Raw genomic sequence first — 23,840 nt, 5'->3', positions numbered from 1 at the left:
AGGGATTCCCTATTCCCCTACTGCCCTACTTACATAGCCCACAACGCCATCCCTGGTCAGCTCCGCCAGCGCCAGCGACTGGTCGAGATGTTCGGCCCGCCAGGCAAGCAGCCGTTCGGCGAACTCGAGCCTGGTCGGGAGATAGGCGGGATCGGCGGCGAGATTGGCGAGCTCGGCGGGATCCTTCTCCAGGTCGAACAGCAAGGGCGGCAGGCCGCCGCCGAAATGCACATATTTGAATTTTTCCGTGCGGATCACGGCGAGATTGCACTGGCGCGAGGCATGGCCGAAATGCCGTTCGGCTTCGCCTTCCGCGATCGAACGAAAATCGAATTCCCAATGCGCGGCGTCGCGCCAGTCCGACGGCTCCTCGCCGACGATGAACGGCCGCAGCGAGTGACCGTCGAGATGCGGCGCCGGTTCGCCGCCCAGCAGGTCGAGCAAGGTCGGCAATATGTCCACCGCCTCGGTAAAGCGGTCGACGGCCACGCCTGCGGTGTGGCCGTGACGCGGGTCGCGGATGACCAGGGGGATATGATAGCTAGCGTCGAAGAAGCCGCCTTTGCCCAGCATGAAATGGTCGCCCATCATCTCGGCATGGTCGGAGGTAAGCACAATGACCGTGTCGTCCCACGCGCCCGCCGTCTTGACCGCCTGCCAGATACGGCCGAGCTGCGCATCGACTTCCGAGATCATGCCGTAATAGATCGCGCGGATGCGGCGGAAATCATCCTCGCTCCAGTCATGTACGTTGCCGGCGGCGCCAGGTCGAAACTTGTGCTTTTTCTGCCTGCCGAAATCGTAGGCGAGATAGGGATGGCTGTCCGCCTCTTTCTGCCAGCCTGCCGCGCGGCGAAAGCCGGGGCCGTCGGCGGGGTCGTACATCGCGTCGTATGGTGCAGGCGCGATGAAGGGCGGATGTGGGCTGATGAAAGAGAGATGCGCGAACCAGGGCGCGGCATGCTCCTGTTCGCCCAGCCATCGGATGAATTCGCCGGCAAGAAAAGCCGTCGGCGTCTGCTCCTTCGAATAGACGGGCGGCGCAGTCGTCACGGAGCCGGCGTCGCCTGCCCCGTTCGCCGGTCGATGGATCGCGGGGGAGCCGGCGTCGGTATCGATGCCCTGCATTCCCAGCCATGACAGCCACTGCTTCTGATGCTCTGGCAGCAATTGGCGCACCGTGAAACCAGGAAGCACGCCTTCATAGCTTCGCAGCCGCGGATCAGCCGGAGCGAGCCGGCGCGGATCCAGCGATACGTCGGTGTAGCCGAACAGCGTCGGATCGTAGCCCAGCGCGCGCGCCGAAAGCGCTATATTGCCGTGACGGGCATCGAGCGGCGTGCCGTTGCGGCAAACCCGGTTATTCATCTGGTAGAGCCCGGTATAGAGGCAGGCACGGGCCGGCGAGCAGGGTGCCGCGCCGCCATAGTGCCGCTTGAACAATACGCCTTCCGCTGCCAATGCGTCGGCATTCGGCGTCTTCACCAGGGGATGGCCGGCCGCCGAAAGGCAATCGCCGCGCCATTGGTCGCAGGTGATCAGGAGAACGTTCGGACGCCTGCCTTTTCCGGTCACTGGCGATAATCCTTGGCTAATGTGCGAGCGTCGCTCATGGAACCGAAATCCCGCCCCGGCGCAAGCCCGGGCTGCTGGTGGATCGGTGAACAAACTGCTTTCGATTGTTCACTTCCAGAGTACAGTCCATCCCGTCTTTGTCGCCTTTGACGGGAACAGGCCGATGCTCATATTGGCGAGGACAGCGGCAGGGGCCGCAACAGAACAAGGGAGCAGCACTCATGCTCGACCAGATCAAGGGTTTGCATCACGTCACCTCGATGGCCAGCGATGCCCGCCAGAACAATGAGTTCTTCACTGGGAAGCTCGGCCTGCGCCGGGTCAAGAAAACGGTCAATTTCGACGCGCCCGACGTCTACCACCTCTACTATGCCGACGAGCTCGGCACGCCGGGTTCGGTGATGACCTATTTTCCGTTTCCCAATATCGGCAAGGGCCGTCACGGCGTCGGCGAGGTCGGCACCACCGCCTATTCGGTGCCGGAAGGCACGCTCGCCTATTGGGAAAGGCGCTTCGCCGAGGAAGGTATCGCCGGCCTTTCGCGCGAAGAGACCTTTGGCGAGAAGCGTCTGGCCTTCGCCGGACCGGACGGCGACGGTTTCGCGCTCGTCGAGGACAGGGCCGACACGCGCGCGCCATGGGCGAAGGGCGGCATTCCCGCCGACGAGGCGATCCGGGGCTTTCACTCCGTGTCGCTGCGCCTGAAGGATGGCGGCGCTACCGAGGAACTCTTGAAGTTCATGGGCTATGAGGAGCTCGACAAATCCGGCAATGTCCGGCGGCTGGCGATCAGGAACGGCAATGGCGCCGACGTCGTCGACATCGAATCGCTACCCGGTGCCGCCTTTGCCGATCTCGGCGCGGGCTCGGTCCATCACGTCGCTTTCGCTGTCGAGGATCGAGCCAGGCAGCTCGAAGTGCGCAAGGCGCTGATGGATACCGGCTACCAGGTGACGCCAGTGATCGACCGCGATTACTTCTGGGCGATCTATTTCCGCACGCCGGGCGGCGTTCTGTTCGAAGTCGCCACCAACGAGCCGGGCTTCGACCGCGACGAGGACACCGCCCATCTCGGTGAAGCTTTGAAGCTGCCGGCGCAGCATCAACACCTGCGGCCCTATCTCGAACAGCATCTGCAGAAGCTGGAAGACTGAGGGGCGGGGTCATGAGCACAGACAGCTACATCCACAAGGTGCTGCCCGGTTCGCCGGGCGGTCCGCTGCTCTTCGTCTTCCATGGCACCGGAGGCGATGAGGGCCAGCTCGTCTCGCTGGGGCGCGGTCTCGCGCCCCAGGCAACCATCATCTCGCCACGCGGCGATGTGTCTGAACAAGGCGCTGCGCGCTTTTTCCGTCGCACCGGCGAGGGCGTCTATGACATGCAGGACCTGGCGCGCGCGACTCGGAAGATGGCGGGCTTCGTCAAGGCGCAGATAGCAGCGGCAAAACCGTCGGCGGTCTACGCTCTCGGCTATTCAAACGGCGCCAACATCCTGGCGTCGCTGCTGTTCGAAGCCCCTGACCTGTTCGACGCGGCGGTGCTGATGCACCCGCTGATCCCGTTCGAACCGGAGGTGAACGGCAGTCTTGCCGGGCGCCGCATTCTGGTGACCGCCGGCAGGCGGGATCCGATCTGTCCGCCGAACCTGACTTCGCGGCTCGAAGCCTATTTACGCGCCGATGGCGCCGATGTCACAGTGGAGTGGCATGAAGGCGGGCACGAAGTGCGGCCGAACGAAATCGAGGCGGCGCGGCGGCTCCTTGCCGGCGTGGCCCAAGGAGTAAGTGATGCCTGACCAACTGCCGGAGATCGAACTCGAAGATCGTGGTTCCAAGGGCCGCTACGTGCTGCGTGGTCCGGGCGGCGCCGAGGCGGAGATGACCTTCACCAGGATCGGCGAGCACCAGATCATCATCGACCACACCGAAGTGCCCGACGCGTTTCGCGGCCAGGGTGCCGGGCTTCGGCTCGTCACCCGCGCCGTCGAGGATGCGCGCGCGGCGGGCAAGAAGATCATCCCGCTCTGTCCCTTCGCCAACGCCCAGTTCCGCCGTCATCCGGAGTGGGCCGACGTGCTGAAGGGGTAGGATCAGCCGGCGCTTTGCCAGTCGGGACCCGCGGGAGTAAAACAGTGTGATAGGCCAGCACGGCTTTGGCATTTGCACGCTCGGCCCATCTTGCCTAAGTAGATATGATATATCGCGGGCGGCGTGCGACACATCGAACCGAATGATCCCTTCATGACCGAAACCGATCTCGTTCCCGTCTTCGACGGCCATAACGACACGCTGCTCAGACTCTATCAGTCGAAAGACCCGGACGTCGAAAAGCTGTTCATGGAAGGGAAATCGGGCGGCCATATCGACCTGCCGCGCGCACGGGCCGGCGGGTTTGCCGGCGGCATGTTCGCGATCTTCCCGCCGCCTGTCGAGAGAGGCCGGCGCGGCGCTGTCCCGTCGACGCCCAGCGATGCCGAGCCTTTGCCGCCCGAACTCCCGCACAGCGATGCTCTGGCCTCGACGATCGCGATGGCTTCGATCCTGTTCAGGCTGGAACGGGCCGGAGCGCTGAGCGTCTGCCGCAATGCCGCAGATGTGCGCGGCGCCATGGCGCGCGAGTCGATCGCTGCGGTATTCCATATCGAAGGGGTCGAGGCGATCGATCCCGAACTCACCATGCTCGACGTGCTGCATGCCGCCGGCTTGCGCTCGCTCGGCATCGTCTGGAGCCGCCCGAACGCTTTCGGCCATGGCGTGCCGTTCCGCTTTCCGTCCTCGCCCGATACCGGTCCCGGCTTGACCGATGCCGGCAAGGCGCTGGTCAAGGCCTGCAACCAACTCAGGATCATGATCGACCTGTCGCATCTCAACGAGAAAGGCTTTCGCGATGTCGCCGCGCTCAGCGATGCGCCGCTGGTCGCGACCCATTCCAACGTGCATGCGATCTGCGGCCACTCACGCAATCTCACCGACTGGCAGCTCGGCGCGATTCGCGAAACCGGCGGCATGGTCGGGCTGAACTTCGCCACCGGCTTCCTGCGCGAGGACGGAAAGATGAATGCCGATACCGGCCTCGACATCATGGTGCGCCACATCGATTCCCTGCTGCAGGCGCTGGGTGAGGATGGGGTTGGCCTCGGCTCCGATTTCGACGGAGCCATGATCCCGGCCGTCATTGGCGACGCCGCCGGCCTGCCGAAGCTCATCGATGCGCTCGCCGCACGCGGCTTCAGCCGCGCGCTGATCGAAAAGATCGCCTACCGAAACTGGCTGGCCATGCTGGAAAGAACCATAGGATAGGCAGGTCAGCCGAACCCCATGCGCTTCAGCCAGTCCTTGCCGACGCCGCGGTCGCGGATGATCGGCAGCGGGTTTTCCGAATCGAGCCGCGCGCAGATGCGGTAGACCTCAAGCGTCTCGGCGCTCATCTCGCCGCGCTTGTAGAAGAACATGGCGGCGGCATAGCGTGTGCGGCCCGACCATTTTTCGCCGAGCGGCGTGTTGACCAGTTCCCACTGTTCGGCCGCCTCTTCTTGCTGCTTGTCGGCTTCCTCGTCCATGGTCAGAAATCCGCCGGCGGATTGGCGGTGCGGCGATCGAGCTTGATGAACGGCCGCGGCACCACCTTGGCCCGCTTCATCAGCTTTTGGTATTGCAGCTCGCGCATTGCGTAGATCTCGACCCAGAGGTCGTCGACGACTGTATCACCATATGGTCGCACCAGCGAAGCGATGGCGATGTTGCGCTTGGCCATCGGCGACCACATGGCGGCGCTGACCAGCCCGACCTCCTGGCTCTTCCTGTGATAGACGATGGCGTGTTCGGCCGGGATGTTGCCTTCGATCTCCAGCCCGACCAGCACATGCCGCAGCGTGCGCTTGGCGCGCGCCTCGAAGATGGCGCGACCGCCGTTGAAATGGGCCTTTTCCAGGTCGATCATGAAGCCGAGCCCGATCTCGTCGGGCATGCGCAAGCGGTCGGCACGGATGGCGTGTTCGGCTGTCGTGAAGTCGGCATTGGCGACGATCAGCCCGGCCTCGATCCGGGCGCGGTTGAGCGCGGTATAGCCGATGGCGCGGATGCCGCGCAGTTCGCCGGCCGCCATCAGCCGGTCCCACAGGCTCAGCGCCTTGTCGACCGGCATGAACAATTCATAGCCGAGGTCGCCGGTGAAGCCGGTGCGCGAGATGGTGACGGTTTCGCCATCATGCGGGAATTCGGCGAGGTCGAATGCCTTCAGCTTTTCGACATCGGCAAAACCGGCATCACGCAGCACGGCGAAAGAGGTCGGACCTTGCAGTGCCAGGCCCGCGACGGCTTCGGTCTCTTCCTCCACCGTCACATCGAACCCGATGGCGCTGTCGAGCAGCCAAGGCAAATGCCGCTCCTGCGAGCACAGCCGGAACCGCATCGGCGAGAGCCGGAACAGCGTGCCGTCATCGAGGACGAAGCCGTCGTCGTTGCACCACGCGGTGTAATGGACGCGGCCCGGCTTCAGCCTGGTCACGGCGCGCAGCGTGACGCGGTCGAGGAAGGCCTCGGCGTCCGGTCCCTCGACGCGGTACTTGGTCATCGGCGAGATGTCGAAGAGCGCCGACTGGCTGCGAATGGCGAAATATTCGAGCTCCTCGTCCCACAGCGAATGGGGGGCGCGGTAGCCCGCCCAGTTGTACCAATCCTGGGTCTTGGCCAGAGCATCGATGCGCGGCTGGAACGGCGTGCCGAGACGCAACGTGCGGAAGTGGGATTGGGCTTCGATGCGGGCGGATGATGGTTGCTGATTCATGCTGGCGATCCTTCGCCGTAGAACGCGACTGCCGCCAACTGAAACATCGCCTTACCCCTTCATCGCAATGATGCGTCGAGCGGCGTTCAATCCAGGTGCGCCGGAGACGCCGCCGCCGGGATGTGAACCGGCACCGGCGAGAAACAGCCCGTCGAGCGGTGTGTCGTAGCCGGACCAGCCCGAGACCGGGCGCGAGATCAGCATCTGGTCGGCCTGCAACTCGCCGTGGTGCCAGTGGCCGCCCGGCATGCGGTAGCGCGTTTCGATGTCGGCGGGCGTCAAGAGCTCGGTGTGGCGCACCGTCTTGCCGATGCCTGGCGCGTAGGCTTCGAGCTGAGCCATGATTGCCTCCAGGAATTTCGCCTTGCCGGCGCCCCATCCCTCTTTCAGAGCATAGGGCGCGTATTGCACCACCGCCGACAGCACGCAGGCGCCGTCGGGCGCGAGCGATGGATCGGCGAGGCTTGGCAGCGTGATCTCCATCACCGGTTCGGGCGAGAACGCGCCGTATTTGGATGGATTGAAGGCGCGCTCGACATGATCGGGCGAGGGGGCGATAACCAGCCGCCCCCTGTGGCCGGCGGCATCGACACCTGTGAATTGCGGCGGCCTGTCGAGCGCCAGGTGAAGCTTGGCGACATCACCCTTCATGCGGATGTTGTTCACCTTGCGCACGAAGCCGGTGTCGAGTTCGCGTGGACCGACAAGGTCGAGCAAAGTCGTCGCCGGATTTGTCGCGGAGACGATCGTCCTGGCGCGCAGCACCTCGCCATTGTCCAATGCGATACCGACGGCACGGCCTTTCTCGACAATGATCCTTGCGACAGGCGCCGATGTGCGGACGTTCACGCCGGCCTTTTCGGCCGAGGCGCGGATGGCGGCGATCACCGCGCCCATGCCGCCCTTCGGCACTGTCTGCGCGCCGGCCGCACCGCCGGCCTCGCCGGCCAGCCGGTAGTAGAGGCCGAGCAACGAGGTGGGCGAGCGCGGACCGAGATGGCTGCCGAGCGTCGCGTCGAAGGCCAGCAGCCCTTTCAGCCTGATGTCGGCAAGCTGCTCGTCGAGCAGGTCGGCGACGTTCATCAAAAGCACACGCAGGAAATCGCGCATGTCTTCCTTGCCGAGCCTTTTCAGCGCCAGTGCGGCCTGGCCGAACGCCGCCGCCTCCAGCAGCGACATGCCGGCCAGATCGGGCGGACGACGCGAGAGGAGGGGTTCCAGGATGCCGGCGTAGCGAAGCAGTTGCGCGCGCAACTGCTTCCACGCGGATTGCTCGGACAAACTTGCGCCGGTCAGCGTTTCGCCATAGGCGCCGTGCAGGACCAGCGGGGAGCCGTCCATCGACAGCGCAACCGACGGCGCGAAGTCGTCTGGGGTGATCCGCAGGCCATGCTTCTCCAGTTCCAGCGTCTTCACCACGTCGGCATGCAGGCGGTTCAGCAGATGGGCGATCGACGAGACATGAAAACCCGGCGCGAATTCCTCCGTGCGCGCGGCGCCGCCGAGATCGGCTCCCGCTTCCAGCAGCAGCACCTTGCGCCCTGCCTTCGCCAGCGTGACAGCAGTGACGAGGCCATTATGGCCGCCGCCAATGACGATTGCATCATATGACGTCATGGGCCGGGCTCATATGCGAGGTCGATTTGGCGAGATCGCGCAGGATCTCGGCCGCGGCATTTCGGCCGGGCGCGCCCATGACGCCGCCGCCGGGATGGGTCGAGGAGCCGCACATATAAAGACCGCCGACCGGCGAGCGGTATTGCGCGTAGCCCGGCACCGGGCGGTTGAACAGAAGCTGGTCGAAGGTCAGTTCGCCCTGGAAGATGTTGCCTTCGGTGAGCCCGACCTCGGCCTCGATTTCGCGCGGCGTGCGCACCTCCATGTGGACGATGCGGTCGCGAAAGCCGGGCGAGTAGTCGGCAATCTGCGCGATCACGCTTTCGGCGAATCCGTCGCGATCGGCGTCGGACCATTCATGGCCGTTCACCTTGGGCGGCGCGTATTGCACGAAGCAGCTCATGAAGTGTTTTCCCGGCGGCGCCATCGTCGGGTCGAGCGTCGTCGGGATGACCATGTCGAGGAAAGGATCGGCCGACCAGCGCCCGGCCTTCCAGTCGTCATAGGCGCGCTCCATGCGCTCCATCGAATCGGTGAAATGCATGTCGCCGCGATAGACCGGCGAATCCTTCGGCAGAGCCGGGAATTCGGGCATCGAGTCCAGCGCGATGTTGACCTTGCCGGACGAACCTCGGATCTTGAAGTTCCTGACCCGGCGCAGGAAAATCTCGGGCAGTTCCTTTTCCTCGACCAATTTCAGGAAGGTTCGCTTCACGTCGGCGTTGGAGACGACGAGCTTGCCACGGATCTCCTCACCGCCCGCCAGCACCACACCCTTGGCCTTGCCGCGGCTCACCAGAACATGGTCGACCTCGGCGCCGGTGCGAATGGTTCCACCCGACGCTTTGAAGGATGCCGCCAGCGCTTTTGTCACCGCGCCCATGCCGCCGCGCGCATAGCCCCAGGCGCCGACCGAGCCGTCGACCTCGCCCATATAGTGGTGCAGCAGCACATAAGCCGTGCCGGGCGACATCGGACCGAGCGCCGTGCCGATGATGCCGGACAAAGCGAAATTGGCCTTGATGACATCGGTCTCGAAATATTCATTGAGGAAGTCTGAGATCGACATGGTCCAGAAGCGCAGCGTCAGCGCCATTTCCTCCGCCGACAGGCCCGCGAATTTCTTGCCCAGATAAAGGAGCTCGCCTAGATCCCGTGGCCGCAGACTGGTCGGGTCGGGCGCGGTGCGCATCAACAGCGGCTGGATGAAACGGCACTGGCGCGTCACGTCGCGCGCATAACGGTCGTAGGCTTCGGCATCGCGTTTCGAGAAGCGCGCAAATTCGCGCCGGTGTGCATCATGGTCCCGGTAATTGGCGAGATAGTCGCCATCCCTGGTGAACACCGCGCCGCCCTCATAGGAAATAACCTGCAGGCCGAAGCGCGGCAGTTCGAGGTCGCGCATGATTTCAGGGCGAAACAGCGAACAAACATAGGAACAGTTGGAATAGAGGAAGCCCGGCGTCAGTTCCCGGCTGGTGGCGGCGCCGCCGACCCAGGGATTCTTCTCCACCACCAGCACGTCGAGCCCGGCGCGCTGGAGATAGCAGGCATTGACCAGTCCGTTGTGTCCGCCGCCGATGACGATCGCATCCCAAGCTTTCATTTTGGCCCAGTCTTTCCATGCGATCCGCTGTTCATTTTGGCGTAATCCGTCCCCTCAATGCGCGAAACTTGGCATGGTAGTCGTCGTTTTGTCCAGCTATATTGAATGAATGTTCAACAAATGATGTTGCGTTTTCCCAGACATGGGCTAGGCTTTGCAGGCGTTCGAGACGGACATTCGTCGATTGGGGATCGAGGGTTGATGATCGAAACGGCCGAGGCCGAGCCGGAGTATGACGGAGCCGCCATCCGCTTCCTCGAGGCGCTGTGGGGCGACGGCTACCTGTCGCCGGGCGGGCCCGACGAAGTCGACCGCGTGCTCGAGGGGCTTTCGCTCGCAGGCAAGACCATCCTCGACATCGGCTGCGGGTCCGGAGGCATCACGCTGCATCTGGTCGAACGGCATGGCGCCGCGCACGTCACCGGCTTCGATGTTGAGCGGCCGGTGATCGAAACGGCCAGGCGGCGGGCAGCCTCCCGCGGGCTTGCCGACCGCGCCAGCTTCATCCAGGCGCCGCCTGGGCGGTTGCCTTTCGAGGATCAGTCCTTCGACGTCGTCTTCTCCAAGGATGCGCTGCTGCATGTCGCCGACAAGGATGCGCTGTTTGCGGAGATATTCCGCGTGCTCAAGGCCGGCGGCGCCTTTGCGGCATCAAACTGGATGATCTCGCATGACGGCGAACCATCACCGGAGATGAAGGCCTATGTCGCCGCCGAAGGGCTGTCCTTCGCGATGGCCTCGCCGGCGCGCTACGCACAGGCGATGCGCCAGGCGGGCTTTGCCGAGATCGCGGTTCGCGACCGGAATCCCTGGTACCGCGAGGTGGCGCGGGGCGAACTGGAAAGGCTGAAGGGGCCGCTCTATCCGACGGTCGCGGCGGCAGTGGGCGCCGCCTATGTCGACAAGAACATACGAACCTGGGAGGCCATGCAGAAGGTGCTTGACAGTGGCGAGCACCGTCCCACTCATCTTCGCGGGCAAAAACCGAAGATGGTCGGCTAGCCGGCGATGTGGAGCATGACCGCACCCATGAAAATTGCAGCACGCCAAGAGCAGTCCGCCGAGGCATCGAGCGAACCCGAGAAACGCGGGCGTAAGGCTTCCAAGGAGGTCAGGCAGCTTCAGCTGATCGAGGCGACGATCGATTCGTTGGCCAAGCGCGGCTATTCGGAGACGACGATGGCCGACGTCGCCGATGGCGCGGGCCTGTCGCGCGGCATCGTCAATTTCCATTTCGAGAGCAAGGAAAAACTGCTGATCGCGACCTTGCAACATATGTATGACGAGTACTCGGCGCATTGGCGCAATGCCTTGGAGAAAGCGGGGAACGACCCCGCCGACCAGTTGCGGACCCTGGTCGCGGCCGATTTCGACCGTTCGATCTGCAACAAGCGCAAGCTGGCGGCCTGGTGCGCCTTCTGGGGCGAGGCCAAGTCGCGGCCGACCTACCAGGCGCTGAGCAGCGCCCGCGATGCCGTCTACCAGAACATCTTCATCGAGCTTTGCGCGACGCTCAAGCAAAGCGGCGGCTATGCCTATGAGCCGCAGGTCATGGCGCTGGCGCTCAGCGCGACGCTGGAGGGACTGTGGCTGCGCTTGATGATGGGCACCGAAGACACTACCCGCGAGAGCGCCTTGCAGGCAGCCAACGAATTCCTGTCGGCCGCATTCCCCAAACATTACCAGGGAGCAGCCGCCACCCGTCGCAAGGCATGAAGCAATCGATAAATAAAAGAGGATGGAACAGCAATGAAGACATCAATCCAGCGGCTGACATTGGCCCGACGCCTGACATTGACCCTGGCATTGACCGGCGTGCTGGCGGCCTCGGCCGCAGCCCTGGCGGTTGCCGCCGACAAAGACCTGGTCGTGTTCGACTGGTCCGGCTATGAGGATCCGAGCTTCCATCCGAAATATGTCGAGAAGAACGGCGATTCGCCGACCTTCGCCTTCTTTGGCGACGAGGACGAGGCGTTCGAAAAAGTGCGCTCGGGTTTCAAGGCCGATCTCGGCCATCCCTGCTCGCAGAGCGTGGTGAAATGGCGCGAGGCCGGCCTGCTGCGGCCGCTCGACACATCGAAGATAACAGGCTGGAAAGATCTCAATCCCGGAATCATGGCGATGAAGGATCTCGCCACGACCGCCGATGGCAAGGCCTGGTTCATGCCCTGGGACTGGGGCAACACCCAGCTCACCTATAATTCCGAAAAGGTCGACGCCAAGGACGTGCAGTCGCTGAAGGCGTTCGCCGATCCGAAGTTCAAGGGCCGGGTTTCGATCGGCGACAATGTCGACGACGCCTATGCGCTGGCGAGCCTCGCCATCGGCGTCAAGGACTGGACCAAGATGACCGACGACCAGTTCAAGCAGGCGTCGGATTTCCTGCGCCAGGTGCATAAGAACGTGCGCTCCTACTGGACCGACACAACGGACGTGGTGCAGCTTTTGAGCGGCGGCGAGGTCGATCTTGCCTGGGCATGGAACGACGCCACCGTGCAATCGGTCGCCGCCGGCGTGCCGATCAAGGCCAAGAAGGACACGGACGAAGGCATTTCGACCTGGGTCTGCGGCTATGTGCTGTTCAAGGATGCGCCCGGCAATGTCGACAAGGCATATGATTATCTGAACGCCGTCGACGATCCCGAAACCGCCAAGGTGCTGGTCAAGGACTGGGGCTATGGCCAGGCCAACGCCAAGGGCATGGCCGGCGTCGATCAGGCCGTGCTGAAGGAAAAAGGCTATGACGACGTGCAGAAATTCGTCGACAAGACGCTGTTCCAGTCGCCGGTGCCGTCGCAGCTCAAGCTCAAGATGATCGCCGAATTCGAGAAGATCAAAGCCGGATATTGAGCCGGTTCGGCCGCCCGTCCGCCTGCGGAGATGGTGGGTGGGCTCGCCAAGAGAGGCGAATTCTCCTAACCTCGCGGCAGCCTTTTTGCGACGGGGAATTCGCACCATGAAGCCAGTGCTACGCCGTCTTGCCCTTGCCGCCGCCTGCGTGATCGGCGCCGGCGCCGTGTATGCCTGGGCGGAAGGTGGCGGCGACCTCGTCGTGTTCGACTGGTCCGGCTATGAGGACCCGCTGCTGCACCCCGCCTATGCCGCCAAATACGGCGCCGAGCCGACCTTCGCCTTCTTCGGCGACGAGGACGAGGCCTTCGAAAAGATGCGAGCCGGCTTCAAGGCCGACATCGCGCATCCCTGTTCGCAAAGCGTGGTCAAGTGGCGCGAGGCGGGCATGCTGCAGCCGCTCGACACGTCGAGGATAGCAGGCTGGAAAGACCTCAATCCCGGCATCATGGCGATGAAGGATCTCGCCACCACCGACGACGGCAAAGCGTGGTTCATGCCATTCGACTGGGGCAACACCTCGCTTCTCTACCGCACCGACAAGGTGACGCCGGAGCAGGCGCAATCGCTCAGGATCTTCGCCGACCCGAAGTTCAAGGGCCGCGTCACCATCGGCGACAATGTCGACGACGCCTATGCGCTGGCGAGCCTGGTCATCGGGCTGAAAGACTGGACCAGGATGACCGATGCTCAGTTCCAGGAGGCGTCCGCCTTCCTTCGCGACGTGCACAAGAACATCCGTTTCTATTGGACCGACGACACCGATCTCAACCAGGCCTTCATCGGCAATGAGGTCGATCTCGTCTGGGGCTGGAACGAGACCTATGTGACGCTGAAGGGGCAAGGCCTGCCGATCGCCATGAACCGCGACAGCAAGGAAGGCATCTCGACCTGGGTGTGCGGCTATGTGCTGATGAAGGACGCGCCGGGCAAGCTCGACCGGGCCTATGATTTCCTCAGCGCGGTCAATGCGCCGGGGGTGTCGGACTATATGGTCAAGACCTTCGGCTACGGCCATGGCAACGGTGCCGGCATGGCCGCGGTCGATCACCAGGTGCTGGCCGACCGCGGCTTCGACAATCTCGACAAATTCCTCGACAAGACGCTGTTCCAGCAGCCGGTGCCGCCGGCACTGAAGCAGCGCATGGTCGCCGAGTTCGAGAAGATCAAGGCCGGCTATTGAACAGCGGATCCGCAAGAGCCGATGTCGTCATCATCGGCGCCGGCTTCACCGGGCTGTCGGCCGCGCTCGAGCTGAAAAAGGCCGGCGTCGATTTCGTGCTGCTCGAAGCGCGCGACCGTGTCGGCGGGCGCGTCGAGTCGATGGAGATCGGTTCCGGCGAGCGCATCGACAGTGGCGGGCAGTTCCTGTGCGAGGACATGCCGGAGCTGATGGCGCTTGTCGACGCGCGCGGCAAGACGCTTGTCGAAACCCATGTCGACGGCGCGTTTATCGCCCAGCCGCCAATCTCCGCCGCCGAGGCGAAGCGAACCTATTCTGGTTCGATGGCGATCCGCGATCGGATGAACGCGATCGCGCCGGACGATCCCTCGATTGCCGGGCTGACCGTTGCCGCCTGGCTCGACCGGCAAGACGATGCCGATGCCGCCAAGGCAGCCTTCCGCTCGATGATCGAAGGCCTGTGGTGCCTGACGCTGGAGAAACTGCCGCTCTGGCACCTGATCGACAACGATCGGCGCATCACCAATGAGGTGCCGGAGCTCCAGTATTTCCTGCGCGAGACGATGCAGTCGGTGGCCGAGGACCTGGCCAGCGGTCTCGGCGACCGGCTGTGGCTCAACGCGGCCGTTTCATGCATCGAGCATGGACCGCAAGCCGTTCGCATCGTCTCGGCGGCGGGTGTCATTGAAGCGCGGGCGGCACTTGTCGCGGTGCCGCCGGTCATGGCGGCGAAACTGGGCTTCGCACCCGCCCTGCCCGAATCCCTGGCGAAGGCGCTCGGCGTTTGGGAAAGCGGCGCCGTGATCAAGGTGCTGGTGCGCTACCCCGCTGCCTTCTGGCGCCGCCGCGGCTTGAGCGGCATGGTGATGTGGCGCGACCCGCCGGGGCTGTTCGCTTGCGATGCCAGTCCGGATGAAGGCCACGCGGCGCTGGTCGTCTTCGTCGGCGGCCCGCTCGCCTTGCGCTGGGGTGAGCTTGGCGAGACGGCACTGCGCGCCGAAGTGACCGGGAAACTGGTGGAAGCCCTCGGTCCCGACGCGGCCGAAATCGCGGGTTTCAGCCAGCGCGACTGGACGCATGACCGCTGGAGCGGCGGCGGCTACAGCGACCTCATCGTCGACGTCGCGGCGACCGATGCCGAACCTGTGCTCCTGGCCGGCGCGCCGCCTGTTCATTTCGCATCGTCGGAGCTGTCGCCGTCATTCCCCGGCTATGTCGAAGGGGCGATCGTTGCCGGTCGCATTGCGGCGCGAAAGATCATCGCGAACCGTCAATCCGCCATCGCCACCAGGGCTTCGGGATCGTAGGCAAGGCGGATCGAAGTGCCGACCGGAATATCGTCGGCGCCGAAATCGTTGGTCTCGGTTACCGACAGCGGCTTTTCCAGGCCGGGGATCTCGACGATCAAATGGGTGATCTCGCCGAAATAGTGGCGTTCGACCACCTTTCCGGCAACCTCGAACTTGGCCGTCGCGTTGTCCCACAGGACGCGCAGGCGCTCCGGGCGGATGCCGAGCGTGGCGCCGCCGCCATTGCGCACGAAGGCCTTCGGCTTGTCGGTCTTCACACGGCCGAAGCCCAGCGTGTCGACGACCAGCGAGCCGCCGTTCTCCTCGACGATCTCGGCCTTGACGAAATTCATGCCGCCGAGGAAGTCGGCGACCTGGCGGTTGACCGGCCGCTGGTAGATCTCCTTGGGCGAGGCGACCTGCGCGATCCTGCCGCCGAACATCACGGCGATGCGGTCGGACATGGCCAGCGCTTCATACTGGTCGTGGGTGACCAGCACGAAGGTGATGCCGACGGCCTGCTGCAGGCGGCGCAACTCGACCTGCATCTGCTCGCGCAGCTTCTTGTCGAGCGCCGACAGCGGCTCGTCGAGAAGCAGCACCTTGGGTCGCATCACCAGCGCGCGGGCAAGCGCGACGCGTTGCCGCTGGCCGCCGGACAGCTCGGTGGCGAGACGCTTGCCGAGGCCGGTGAGAGAGACCTGCGCCAGGGCTTCCTCGACGCGGCGCTTCTCCTCGCCGCCCTGGAGCTTCAGTCGCTTCAGGCCATAGGCGACGTTCTGCTCGACGTTGAGATGCGGGAAGATCGCATAGCTCTGGAACACCATGTTGGTCGGTCGGCGATTGGGCGCAATGCCTTCCATCGGCTGGCCGCCGACCGAAATCGAACCGCTCGTCGGGTTGTCGAAGCCGGCGATCATGCGCAACAGCGTGGTCTTGCCGCAGCCGGACGGGCCGAGCAGCGAGAAGAATTCGCCCTCGCGAATGGTCAAGGAGGCATCGTCGAGCGCCTTGAAGGCGCCGTAGCTGCGGGTGACGCCGTTGATCTCGATCATCGTCCGTTCGGACAGGGTTCGTGCGGATGGGGCCTGCTCAGGCATAAAGCCCTCCCTCGTTCTGGGTGCGTCTGGCGGCGCGGCGGCGCAGGATTTCGGCGACGGTCATCAGCAGGAAGGAGGCGACCAGCAGCAGCGTTCCGAGCGCGAGCACGCCCGGGAGTTTGGCCGCGAAGCGCAACTGGCCCCAGATATAGATCGGAAGCGTCGCCTCGGTACCGGTCAGGAAGAAGGCGATGATGAACTCGTCCAGCGAAATGGTGAAGCAGACCAGCAGGCTGGAGATGATCGCCGGCGCCACCATCGGCAGCGTCACCCGCCGGAAGGTGCCGAAGGCGCTCTCGCCGAGGTCGGCCGAGGCCTCCTCGAGGCTGCGGTCGAAACCCTCGAAGCCGGAGGTCAGCACCGTCATCGAATAGGGGATGCAGACCAGGACATGGCCGAGCACGACGGTGAACAGGGAGAGGCTCAAGCCGAGCTGCAGCATCACCAGCAGCATCGAGATGGCGACGATGACTTCCGGCAGCACGAGCGGCGCCATGATCAGACCGTTGATGGCCCGCCGGCCGGGATAGCGGTAGCGGGTGATCGAGCGGGCGGCGAGGATGCCGAGAACCGTCGAAAGGACGGACGCCGAGACGCCGACGATCAGGCTGTTCCAGGTGGCGTCGAGCAGCGCCGGCGTGTTGGGCAGGTCCTCGTACCATTTGAGGGTGTAGCCGGTCAGCGGGAATTTCGGTGTGGCCGCAGTGTTGATCGAAAAGATCGGCAGGAAGATCACGGGCAGATAAAGGAAGCCGACATAGAGGAAGGCGTAGGCCGACAGCCAGCCGCCCGGCAGCAGACGTCGCGCCGCGCTCATCGCGCAAGCCTCTGGGCGGCACGGATGACCAGCACCGTGGCGCCGGCCATCAATGTCACGACCAGCATGGTGGTGACGGAAAGGGCGGCGCCCAGCGGCCAGTTCGAGGCCTTGCCGAACTGCGCCTGGATGGCGTTGGCGATCATGACGCCGTCCTTGCCGCCGACGAGCTTGGGGGTGACATAGTCGCCGACCGTCGGGATCATCACGATCAGCGCCGCCGAGATGATGCCTGGCGCCGACAGCGGCAAAGTCACGCGAAGGAACGAACGAAAGGGACCGTCGCCGAGATCCGTGGCCGCTTCCACCAGGGTCCGGTCGATCTTCTCCAGCGAGACGAAGATCGGCAGGATGGCAAAGGCCGCCCAGGCGTGGGTCAGCGTGATGATGACGGCGCTCGAATTGTAGAGCAGCGCCGTCGACGGCTCGTCGATGATGCCGAGGCCGATCAGCCCGGAGTTCAAGACGCCATTATAGCCGAGAATGACCTTCCACGACATCACGCGCAGGAGATAGCTGGTCCAGAACGGGATGGTGATGAGGAACAGCCACAGGCTCTTGTGGCGGCCGCCGTGGAAGGAAATGAAATAGGCGATCGGATAAGCCAGGACGACGGTGAAGAAGCTGACCGTCAGCGAGATATACAGCGAGCGCCACAACAGATCGCGATAGATCGGCTCGGTCAGGGCGACGCGGTAGTTTTCCAGCGTGAAGGTGCGGTCGATGGTCAGATAGTTCTGCGTCCAGAAGGAGTGGGCGATGACCACCAGGATCGGCAGGACCAGGAGGATGAGCGCGTAGAGAAAGGTCGGGCTGATCAGGGCAAAGCCCTGCACGGGTTCGGATTGCAGAAGGGCATTTCGTCTGGCCCGCGTCATGCGCAACGGGGGCGACCCTTCCGCCGCCGCCGTCATTGCCAGGCTCCGGGGGGCAGGGCTCCGGCTGTGATCTCGGTTGCTGGCCTGGAGCGTCCCGCCATGCGTTATCCCATTGGACTGGCGCCGGCTGTTTGTTCCCATTTTTGTTTTGGAGCGCGATCGAACGCGAAACCGGTGACCAGTTTTGCTGATCGCGCCCCGAGCTTGCCGGCTTTCTTTCATCATGCCCGCATCCGCGGATTGAAATCAAGCGCTATTTCTGAGATATTGATTGAACGAACATTCAAAATAGTGCGGATTATGCCGGAAATTTCCGGCACTGCCGGCCAAATTTCGAAATCCTGAATTCGACGAATTATGTGGAGATGACAATGGCGGCTGCGAGGGACCTGAAGGCGAGCGAAATGGCCGGAGCCGGAGCCGCGGATGCCGTCGAGTTGGCCAGGCGCCATCTCGTCCAGCCTTGGCCGTATGCCGGTTCGGTCGGCGCGGAAGCGCGCGCGCTGATCGGCGAAGGCGACGGCATCTACATCACCGACGGCACCGGCAAGCGGTTGATCGACGGGCCGGCCGGCATGTGGTGCGTCAATGTCGGTCATCGGCGCGAGGAACTTGCCAGGGTGATGTACGACCAGGCGATGGCACTGTCCTACAACACGCCGTGGTACACGATGAACGCGCCGTCGGCGGAGCTTGCCGGTCGCATAGCCGGTCATGCGCCCGGCGATCTCAGCCACGTCTTCTACACCACAGGCGGCTCCTCGGCGGTGGAGACGGCGCTGCGCTTCATGCAGTTCTACAACAATGTGCGGGGCCGGCCGGAGAAGAAGCTGATCCTGTCGCGCGGCGGCGCCTATCACGGCTCGACCTATCTGTCGGCCTCGCTCAATGGCCGCCCGCGTGACCGCGACTGGATGGACGGCGCCGACGAGCTGGTGATCAAGCTGTCCTCGCCCGATCCGTTCCGTCGTCCGCAGGGCATGAGCATGGCTGATTTCACCGACTTCCTCGTCGACCAGTTCCGCGACACCGTCGCGCGTGTCGGCGCCGACAGGATCGGCGCTTTCGTCGGCGAGCCGGTGCAGGCCTCCGGCGGCGTTATCGTGCCGCCGGACGGCTATCTCAAGCGCATCCGCGAGATCTGCCGCGACAACGACATCCTCTATGTCTCCGACGAGGTGGTGACGGGCTTTGGACGGCTGGGCCATGTCTTCGCCTCCGGCGATGTGTTCGGCATCGATCCCGACATGATCACTTTCGCCAAGGGTGTGACGTCAGGCTATTTCCCGCTCGGCGGCGTCATCATATCGGAACGGCTGCTGGAGGAACTGCGCCGGTCGAACCATCCCGACGCGATGTTCGGCCATGGCCTGACCTACACCTCCCATCCGGTCGGCTGCGCAGTGGCGCTCAGGAATCTCGACCTTCTGGAACAGGGCGTACTTGCCCATACGCAAGCGGTCGCGCCCTACTTCCAGGCGCAGCTGAAGACGCTGGAAGAATTGCCGTTGGTCGGCGAGGTGCGCGGGCTGGGATTGATGGGCTGCGTCGAATGTGTCGCCGACCGCGAAAGCAAGGACCCGCTGCAGCTCGACAAGAATGTCGGCAAACGCATCGACGCGCATTGCCACGAGCTCGGCCTGCTGGTGCGGCCGCTGATCAACATGTGCGTGATGTCGCCGCCGCTGGTCATCACGCGCGAGCAGATCGACGACATGGTCGGCATTTTGCGCGAGGGCATTTCGCGCACGATGGATGATCTCAGGAAAGAAGGGGTGTGGCGGGGATGACGTTCTTTCTTCGCCCCGCATAGGACGGGGAGAGGAGCGCTCTCACCGATGGTTTCGCCAATTATCGGCGTCGCCTATCCACGCGACCGCAGCGCGTCGTTCAAATTCCACATGTCCTTCTCCTCCGGCGCCGTTTCGAGCCCAAGCACGGGGATCTGCCTGCGCAGATGGTCGTGGTGGGTGCGCACGCCGTATTCGAGGTCGGAGAGGTAAAAACCCTCGAAGGCTTCCGACAGCATGGATTCGTTCGACCACACCGAAAGCTGGACATCCTCCGACATGGTGTCGCGGTCGATGCGGAAGGAGAGATAGCGGGCCGCAGCCTGCTCGCGGCTTTCGTCGCGATAGCGGTAAATGGCGCCGCGCAGCAGGGTCTCACCCGTCGACAGCGGGAACTCCTGATAGAACTGCACCGATTCCGGCATCACCGAGAGGACGGCATTGGGGAAGATGCCATAATAGACCCAGGCCTTCTTCAGATAGTCCGGCAGATGCGCCGGCTCCGGCGCGATCTTGACGTAGTTCCTTACGCTCCAGCGACGGCCGGCATGCGGGTTGTAGCTGGCGAAGGAGCGCGACACGCCGTTGACGAAGGGTTCGTCGAAATAGGTCGCGCCATAGAGGTCCTGCAGAGCCGGGTGCGCCATGGCGACGTGATAGCCCTCATTGTCGACGTCGCGCACCGACTTCCAGTTGACCGGAGTTTTCTGGGTCCAGATCCCCCAGGAGGGCACCATGTCGGCGGCCTTGTAGTGCGAGAATTCGGGCTCGATCGGCTTCATCAGCTCGGCGACGGAGGGCTGCGGGCCGCCAGCGCGGAAGCGAATGAAGATAAAGCCCATCCAGACCTCCAGATCGAGCGGCATCAGGCCGAACTCGGTCTTGTCGAGATCGGGAAAGGAACGCGGGCGGGCAGCGCCGCGCAACGTGCCGTCGAGATTGTAGACCCAGCCGTGGAACGGGCACACTAGCGCGTTCTTGCAGTTGCCCTGGCTGTCGGCGACGACACGGCTGCCGCGATGGCGGCACATATTGTTGAAACCGCGCACGACGCCGTCCTTGCCGCGCACGATCAGAGCGCGTTCGCCGACGACGTCCATGGCCAGGTAATCGCCGGCGTCAGGGATGTCGCTGACATGTCCGGCGATCTGCCAGTGGTTGCGGAAAACGTGCTCCTTCTCGAGTTCGAGGAGGGCATCGGAATGGTAGCTCCAGCCAGGCAGTCCCCGCCGGTCCCAATCGTTGGGAATGGCCACGTCACGGAGATGCGGGTTCATAAAACGTCTCTTCTTTTTATTGAATATCCGTTCAATATAATCATATTTTTCATTGAAATGCAATGGCTTGTGGAAACAGGCATATTTTCGAAAGAAAGTTGGCGCGCCGATTTCAATCCAATCCGATGCAACGGCTCGCCCCGAAAACCCCGGAGAATCCGGGCGTTAGCCCGGGTTTCAAAGCTTGGTTCCGGCAGGGTTTCGAAGCAAATCCTGCCACGGCGGAAGCCGAGGCAAAAGGCGTCGCCGCGCGTCTTGCCCGCTTGCCGATCCGCCGAGCCGAGATCGGCAAGCGGGCGCGTGATGCCCAGTTGGTGGGGTCTGCCGCGGGTGCCGTTTCAAGGCGGTTACAATATCAGATTCACGCCAGCTTTCCGCTGATACAGAGCGCGACTAAGTTCGTTTTATAAAAAAAAGAAAGTCAACGAAGGGGATGATGATGCATGCGAAAGTTCAGATTGCCAGCAATGACCGCCGGTCCCAGGCTCCGGAGCGCGTTGGCCGCCGCCCGAAGCTGGCGTTGCGCCAGCGCGCCAGCGACCACCCCATGGCGATGTTCATGGCGCTGGCTGCTTGCGCCTTCGCCGGCATGGCGTTCGCGCCGACGGTCGGCCCGGCCTTTGCTTCGCTCAATCCACCGGCCAACGTCGTCGGCGGCGCAATGACCACCACCAGAACCGCACGCCTGCCGATGCCGATGGTCGATTTTGCCTGCAAGGGTCAGGCCTGGGGCGCCGAGAGCGTCGACTGCCTGCGGGCCATAGCCGAGCAGTCCGGAGCCCACAAAGCCCGTGCGGTCCGGATGATCGCCAATGCCGCGCCGCTGACCAATACGCCGAATATTTTCTGAGTTCGACTGAAACATGGTTCCGAAGCGGCTCCGCTTTGGAACGTGCCGCGGCGCTCCCCGAGCGCGTCCAGCGCTCCCTTCGGCTCCCGCCGCATGTCGGCCGGGGGCTTTTTTTACCGGTTGGTGCGGTCTATCCCTTCGAAACCACCTGGTCGGCAATGGCGGACAGGACGCTGCGCACATCCAGCGTGCTGAACGGTTTCTCCAGGATCTGCGGACGCTGCAAGAGCGGCAGCGCCTCGATTTCGGCCTTGGCGCCGATCAGGTCGCCAGTGACCAGCACGAAACGCCGCGCCAGTTCCGGTCTTTCGGCAAGCAACTCTCGATAGATGGTCATGCCGCTTGTTCCAGGCATGCGCAGGTCCGAAAAGACGATGTCGGGCGGCATGTGGCCAGCCAATATGGCTGTGGCCGTGTCCCAGAGGGGCGCGATCCGTGACTTGATGCCCATCAGTTCGAGTATGTCGGAGAGCGAACCGGCGACGTCGGGCTCGTCATCGATGATCAAGGCGTGGCGCAGCCCGCTCGATCGCGGCTGGCTCTCGCCGGCGATGGCGACGCCGGCTACAATGGCCGGCAGCTGGACGACGAAACGGGCGCCACTTGGCAGCACTTCCTCGAACCAGACATTGCCATTGTGCCGCTCGATGATCGATTTCGAGATCGACAGGCCGATGCCGGTTCCGACGCCGACCGGCTTGGTGGTGAAATAGGATTCGAAGATGCGGGACCGGATCGCTTCCGGTACGCCAGGCCCATTGTCCTCGACCGAGAAACCAGGATCGCCGCGCTCGCTGCGGAAGGTCCGCACCTTGATCAGCCGGTCGCCGCCTATGCCTGCCAGCGCATGCTGGCTGTTGATGAGGAAATTGGCGGCCACCTGGGTGACGTGATCGGCGTCGGCCATGGCCAGCAACGGGCCAGGCGCGAAATCGGTGTCGATGATGATCCCGCTCGAGCGTGCGCCGTAGGCGGTCACCTCGAGCGCCGCGCGGATCACCTGGTTAAGGTCCGTCTCGGCCCGCTCGGTCGGATGCAGCCGGACCATCGACAGGAAGCTCTTGACGATACGGCCGCAGCGCTCGGCGGCGGCGCGAACTTTCTCGGCGCGAACCTTGGTCTGCGGATCGGAGGCGAATTCGTGCAGCAGCGTCGACTGGGCGACAACCACGGCCAGCGGGTTGTTGAGCTCATGCGAGACGCCCGCAAGCAGCGAACCCATCGCCGCCATCTTCTCGTTCTGGTGCAACTTCTCGCGCTGCCGATTGATCTCCTCCTCGGCGCGCAGCTTGTCGCGCAGGTCGCGGATGGAGCCGAAGATCAGGCGGCGGTCGGCGACTCGCATCTCGGTCGCCGTCAGTTCGATGGGGAAAATCTCGCCGGCGGCGTTCTGGGTCACCGTCTCGAGCCGCTGTCCGACCATTGGCGCGCCGCGGCCGGACATGTATTCGGCCCCCGACGCATAGCCCTTACGGTAATAGATCGGCACGATGGTGTCGAGCAGGTCCTTGCCGAGGATATCGCTGCGCAGGAAGCCGAACATCTTCTCGGCGGCCGGATTGAATTCGACGATCGAGCCGGTCTCGTCGATGACGAGGATGGCATCGAGCGAGGCTTGCAGCATGGTGCGGCGGATGACCTCGCTGGCGTGGGCGTCGGAGGGCGAGCGTTCGATCGCGTCGCCGATGGCCAGCGCGATGATGTGCAGCGTCGCTTCTTCCTCGTCGGTCCATTCGCGCTCCTCGATGCAGTCATTGACCGCCAGCGTCCCCCATAGGTGGCCATGCGCGAACACGGACACCGACAGGAACGACTTAATGCTCTGTTTTTCGAAATCGGCTCTCAGGAAGCCGTCCAGGTCGCGCGTATGGCCGGCGAAAATCTTGCCCTGCCGTTCATCCTCCTGCAGCCGTTCCAGCAGCGGATCGGCGTTGATGATCGACTGCACGATCACAGTCGGCGAGGCCAACTCGCCACCGAGCACGGGATCGATCCAGTAGGCGGCCACCGACTGGGCAAATCCCTGGCCGGGCAGTTCGCGCAGGCGGAACAGGATGCCGCGCTGGCAGTCCATTGCGTGGCAAAGCGTTTCCAGTATGGCTTCCATCTCGCGCTGCCAGTCGCCGGCCTCGCGCAGCCGCCGCACCACGCGCACGGCCGCCATCGCCGCGCCTTGCCGGCCGTCTTGCATGTCCGTGCCTGCTGCTTCAGCGGTCATTTTCA

23 protein-coding genes are annotated in these 23,840 nt (G+C 63.8%); 13 read left to right on the top strand and 10 right to left on the bottom strand.

The features are described 5' to 3' along the window. Positions 1–9: 9 nt before the first annotated feature. A complete protein-coding gene (locus LB545_RS00220) occupies positions 10–1,575 on the bottom strand; it encodes an alkaline phosphatase family protein (protein ID WP_224704188.1) in 1,566 nt (521 codons plus the stop codon). A gap of 221 nt (positions 1,576–1,796) precedes the next feature. On the opposite strand from LB545_RS00220, the gene LB545_RS00215 reads away from it, so the two are divergent. The 4 genes from LB545_RS00215 (at position 1,797) to LB545_RS00200 (ending at position 4,874) form a co-directional block, all read left to right on the top strand. Further along, a complete protein-coding gene (locus tag LB545_RS00215) occupies positions 1,797–2,729 on the top strand; it encodes a VOC family protein (protein ID WP_140558435.1) in 933 nt (310 codons plus the stop codon). An 11-nt stretch (positions 2,730–2,740) separates the two neighbouring features. After that, positions 2,741–3,370: an alpha/beta hydrolase gene (locus LB545_RS00210; RefSeq protein WP_140558437.1), complete on the top strand. Its 630-nt coding sequence runs from the start codon at positions 2,741–2,743 to the stop codon at positions 3,368–3,370. Further along, the gene (locus LB545_RS00205; RefSeq protein ID WP_140500600.1) at positions 3,363–3,662 is read left to right on the top strand and encodes a GNAT family N-acetyltransferase; all 300 of its coding nucleotides are present in this window, start codon (positions 3,363–3,365) and stop codon (positions 3,660–3,662) included. Before LB545_RS00210 ends, LB545_RS00205 begins: the two co-directional genes overlap by 8 nt. Before the next feature lie 153 nt (positions 3,663–3,815). After that, complete coding sequence (locus LB545_RS00200) at positions 3,816–4,874, top strand: dipeptidase (RefSeq protein ID WP_224704186.1); 1,059 nt, start codon at positions 3,816–3,818, stop codon at positions 4,872–4,874. Between the two features lie 5 nt (positions 4,875–4,879). Here the strand turns inward: LB545_RS00200 and LB545_RS00195 are convergent, their stop codons facing one another. The 4 genes from LB545_RS00195 to LB545_RS00180 are packed head-to-tail and all read right to left on the bottom strand — an operon-like array spanning position 4,880 to position 9,583. Continuing rightward, positions 4,880–5,134 (bottom strand): hypothetical protein, encoded by a 255-nt coding sequence (locus LB545_RS00195; RefSeq protein WP_140500602.1) that lies wholly within the window; start codon positions 5,132–5,134, stop codon positions 4,880–4,882. A gap of 2 nt (positions 5,135–5,136) precedes the next feature. Further along, positions 5,137–6,360, bottom strand: a complete 1,224-nt coding sequence (locus LB545_RS00190) for an aminomethyltransferase family protein (RefSeq protein ID WP_140558440.1) — start codon at positions 6,358–6,360, stop codon at positions 5,137–5,139. A 51-nt stretch (positions 6,361–6,411) separates the two neighbouring features. Further along, on the bottom strand, positions 6,412–7,977 hold the full coding sequence (locus LB545_RS00185) for a phytoene desaturase family protein (protein WP_140558441.1): 1,566 nt from the start codon (positions 7,975–7,977) through the stop codon (positions 6,412–6,414). After that, positions 7,964–9,583: a phytoene desaturase family protein gene (locus LB545_RS00180; protein WP_140558443.1), complete on the bottom strand. Its 1,620-nt coding sequence runs from the start codon at positions 9,581–9,583 to the stop codon at positions 7,964–7,966. The genes LB545_RS00185 and LB545_RS00180 overlap by 14 nt, the downstream gene beginning before the upstream one ends. Before the next feature lie 201 nt (positions 9,584–9,784). Between LB545_RS00180 and LB545_RS00175 the strand changes: the two genes are divergently transcribed. The 5 genes from LB545_RS00175 (at position 9,785) to LB545_RS00155 (ending at position 14,923) form a co-directional block, all read left to right on the top strand. Continuing rightward, positions 9,785–10,585, top strand: a complete 801-nt coding sequence (locus LB545_RS00175) for a class I SAM-dependent methyltransferase (RefSeq protein WP_140558445.1) — start codon at positions 9,785–9,787, stop codon at positions 10,583–10,585. 27 nt (positions 10,586–10,612) lie between these two features. Further along, a complete protein-coding gene (gene betI, locus LB545_RS00170) occupies positions 10,613–11,299 on the top strand; it encodes a transcriptional regulator BetI (RefSeq protein WP_224655901.1) in 687 nt (228 codons plus the stop codon). A gap of 33 nt (positions 11,300–11,332) precedes the next feature. After that, positions 11,333–12,433, top strand: a complete 1,101-nt coding sequence (locus LB545_RS00165) for an ABC transporter substrate-binding protein (protein ID WP_224704183.1) — start codon at positions 11,333–11,335, stop codon at positions 12,431–12,433. Between the two features lie 106 nt (positions 12,434–12,539). Next, on the top strand, positions 12,540–13,616 hold the full coding sequence (locus tag LB545_RS00160) for an extracellular solute-binding protein (RefSeq protein WP_224704181.1): 1,077 nt from the start codon (positions 12,540–12,542) through the stop codon (positions 13,614–13,616). After that, complete coding sequence (locus LB545_RS00155) at positions 13,613–14,923, top strand: flavin monoamine oxidase family protein (RefSeq protein ID WP_263493547.1); 1,311 nt, start codon at positions 13,613–13,615, stop codon at positions 14,921–14,923. Before LB545_RS00160 ends, LB545_RS00155 begins: the two co-directional genes overlap by 4 nt. On the opposite strand, the gene LB545_RS00150 is transcribed toward LB545_RS00155, so the two are convergent. Genes LB545_RS00150 through LB545_RS00140 form a run of 3 tightly spaced genes read right to left on the bottom strand, consistent with a single transcriptional unit; the run spans position 14,887 to position 17,736 of the window. Then, positions 14,887–15,960 (bottom strand): ABC transporter ATP-binding protein, encoded by a 1,074-nt coding sequence (locus LB545_RS00150; RefSeq protein WP_140666492.1) that lies wholly within the window; start codon positions 15,958–15,960, stop codon positions 14,887–14,889. The two genes, LB545_RS00155 and LB545_RS00150, sit on opposite strands and share 37 nt — an antisense overlap. A gap of 37 nt (positions 15,961–15,997) precedes the next feature. Further along, positions 15,998–16,822, bottom strand: coding sequence for an ABC transporter permease (locus tag LB545_RS00145; protein WP_140525484.1), 825 nt, complete (start codon positions 16,820–16,822; stop codon positions 15,998–16,000). Further along, the gene (locus LB545_RS00140; protein WP_140500612.1) at positions 16,819–17,736 is read right to left on the bottom strand and encodes an ABC transporter permease; all 918 of its coding nucleotides are present in this window, start codon (positions 17,734–17,736) and stop codon (positions 16,819–16,821) included. The genes LB545_RS00145 and LB545_RS00140 overlap by 4 nt, the downstream gene beginning before the upstream one ends. A 63-nt stretch (positions 17,737–17,799) precedes the next feature. Here LB545_RS00140 and LB545_RS00135 point away from each other — a divergent pair, with 63 nt between their 5' ends. Both LB545_RS00135 and LB545_RS00130 read left to right on the top strand, forming a co-directional pair. Beyond that, positions 17,800–18,045, top strand: coding sequence for a hypothetical protein (locus LB545_RS00135; protein ID WP_140500613.1), 246 nt, complete (start codon positions 17,800–17,802; stop codon positions 18,043–18,045). 26 nt (positions 18,046–18,071) lie between these two features. Further along, entirely contained in the window at positions 18,072–19,490 is a 1,419-nt protein-coding gene (locus LB545_RS00130) for an aminotransferase (RefSeq protein WP_140500614.1), read from the top strand. Between the two features lie 74 nt (positions 19,491–19,564). Here LB545_RS00130 and LB545_RS00125 read toward each other — a convergent pair whose 3' ends face one another. After that, entirely contained in the window at positions 19,565–20,767 is a 1,203-nt protein-coding gene (locus tag LB545_RS00125; protein WP_140500615.1) for an aromatic ring-hydroxylating oxygenase subunit alpha, read from the bottom strand. 98 nt (positions 20,768–20,865) lie between these two features. Between LB545_RS00125 and LB545_RS00120 the strand changes: the two genes are divergently transcribed. Continuing rightward, complete coding sequence (locus LB545_RS00120) at positions 20,866–21,177, top strand: hypothetical protein (protein ID WP_224704179.1); 312 nt, start codon at positions 20,866–20,868, stop codon at positions 21,175–21,177. Between the two features lie 29 nt (positions 21,178–21,206). Next, on the top strand, positions 21,207–21,617 hold the full coding sequence (locus LB545_RS00115) for a hypothetical protein (protein WP_140558459.1): 411 nt from the start codon (positions 21,207–21,209) through the stop codon (positions 21,615–21,617). Between the two features lie 130 nt (positions 21,618–21,747). On the opposite strand, the gene LB545_RS00110 is transcribed toward LB545_RS00115, so the two are convergent. Continuing rightward, on the bottom strand, positions 21,748–23,835 hold the full coding sequence (locus LB545_RS00110; RefSeq protein WP_181172799.1) for a sensor histidine kinase: 2,088 nt from the start codon (positions 23,833–23,835) through the stop codon (positions 21,748–21,750). Between the last annotated feature and the right edge of the window lie 5 nt (positions 23,836–23,840).

Source organism: Mesorhizobium sp. BR1-1-6, assembly GCF_020165355.1.
GTDB lineage: Bacteria > Pseudomonadota > Alphaproteobacteria > Rhizobiales > Rhizobiaceae > Mesorhizobium.
Note: the sequence above shows the minus strand (reverse complement) of the source record. Positions and strands in the feature narration are given on the sequence as shown.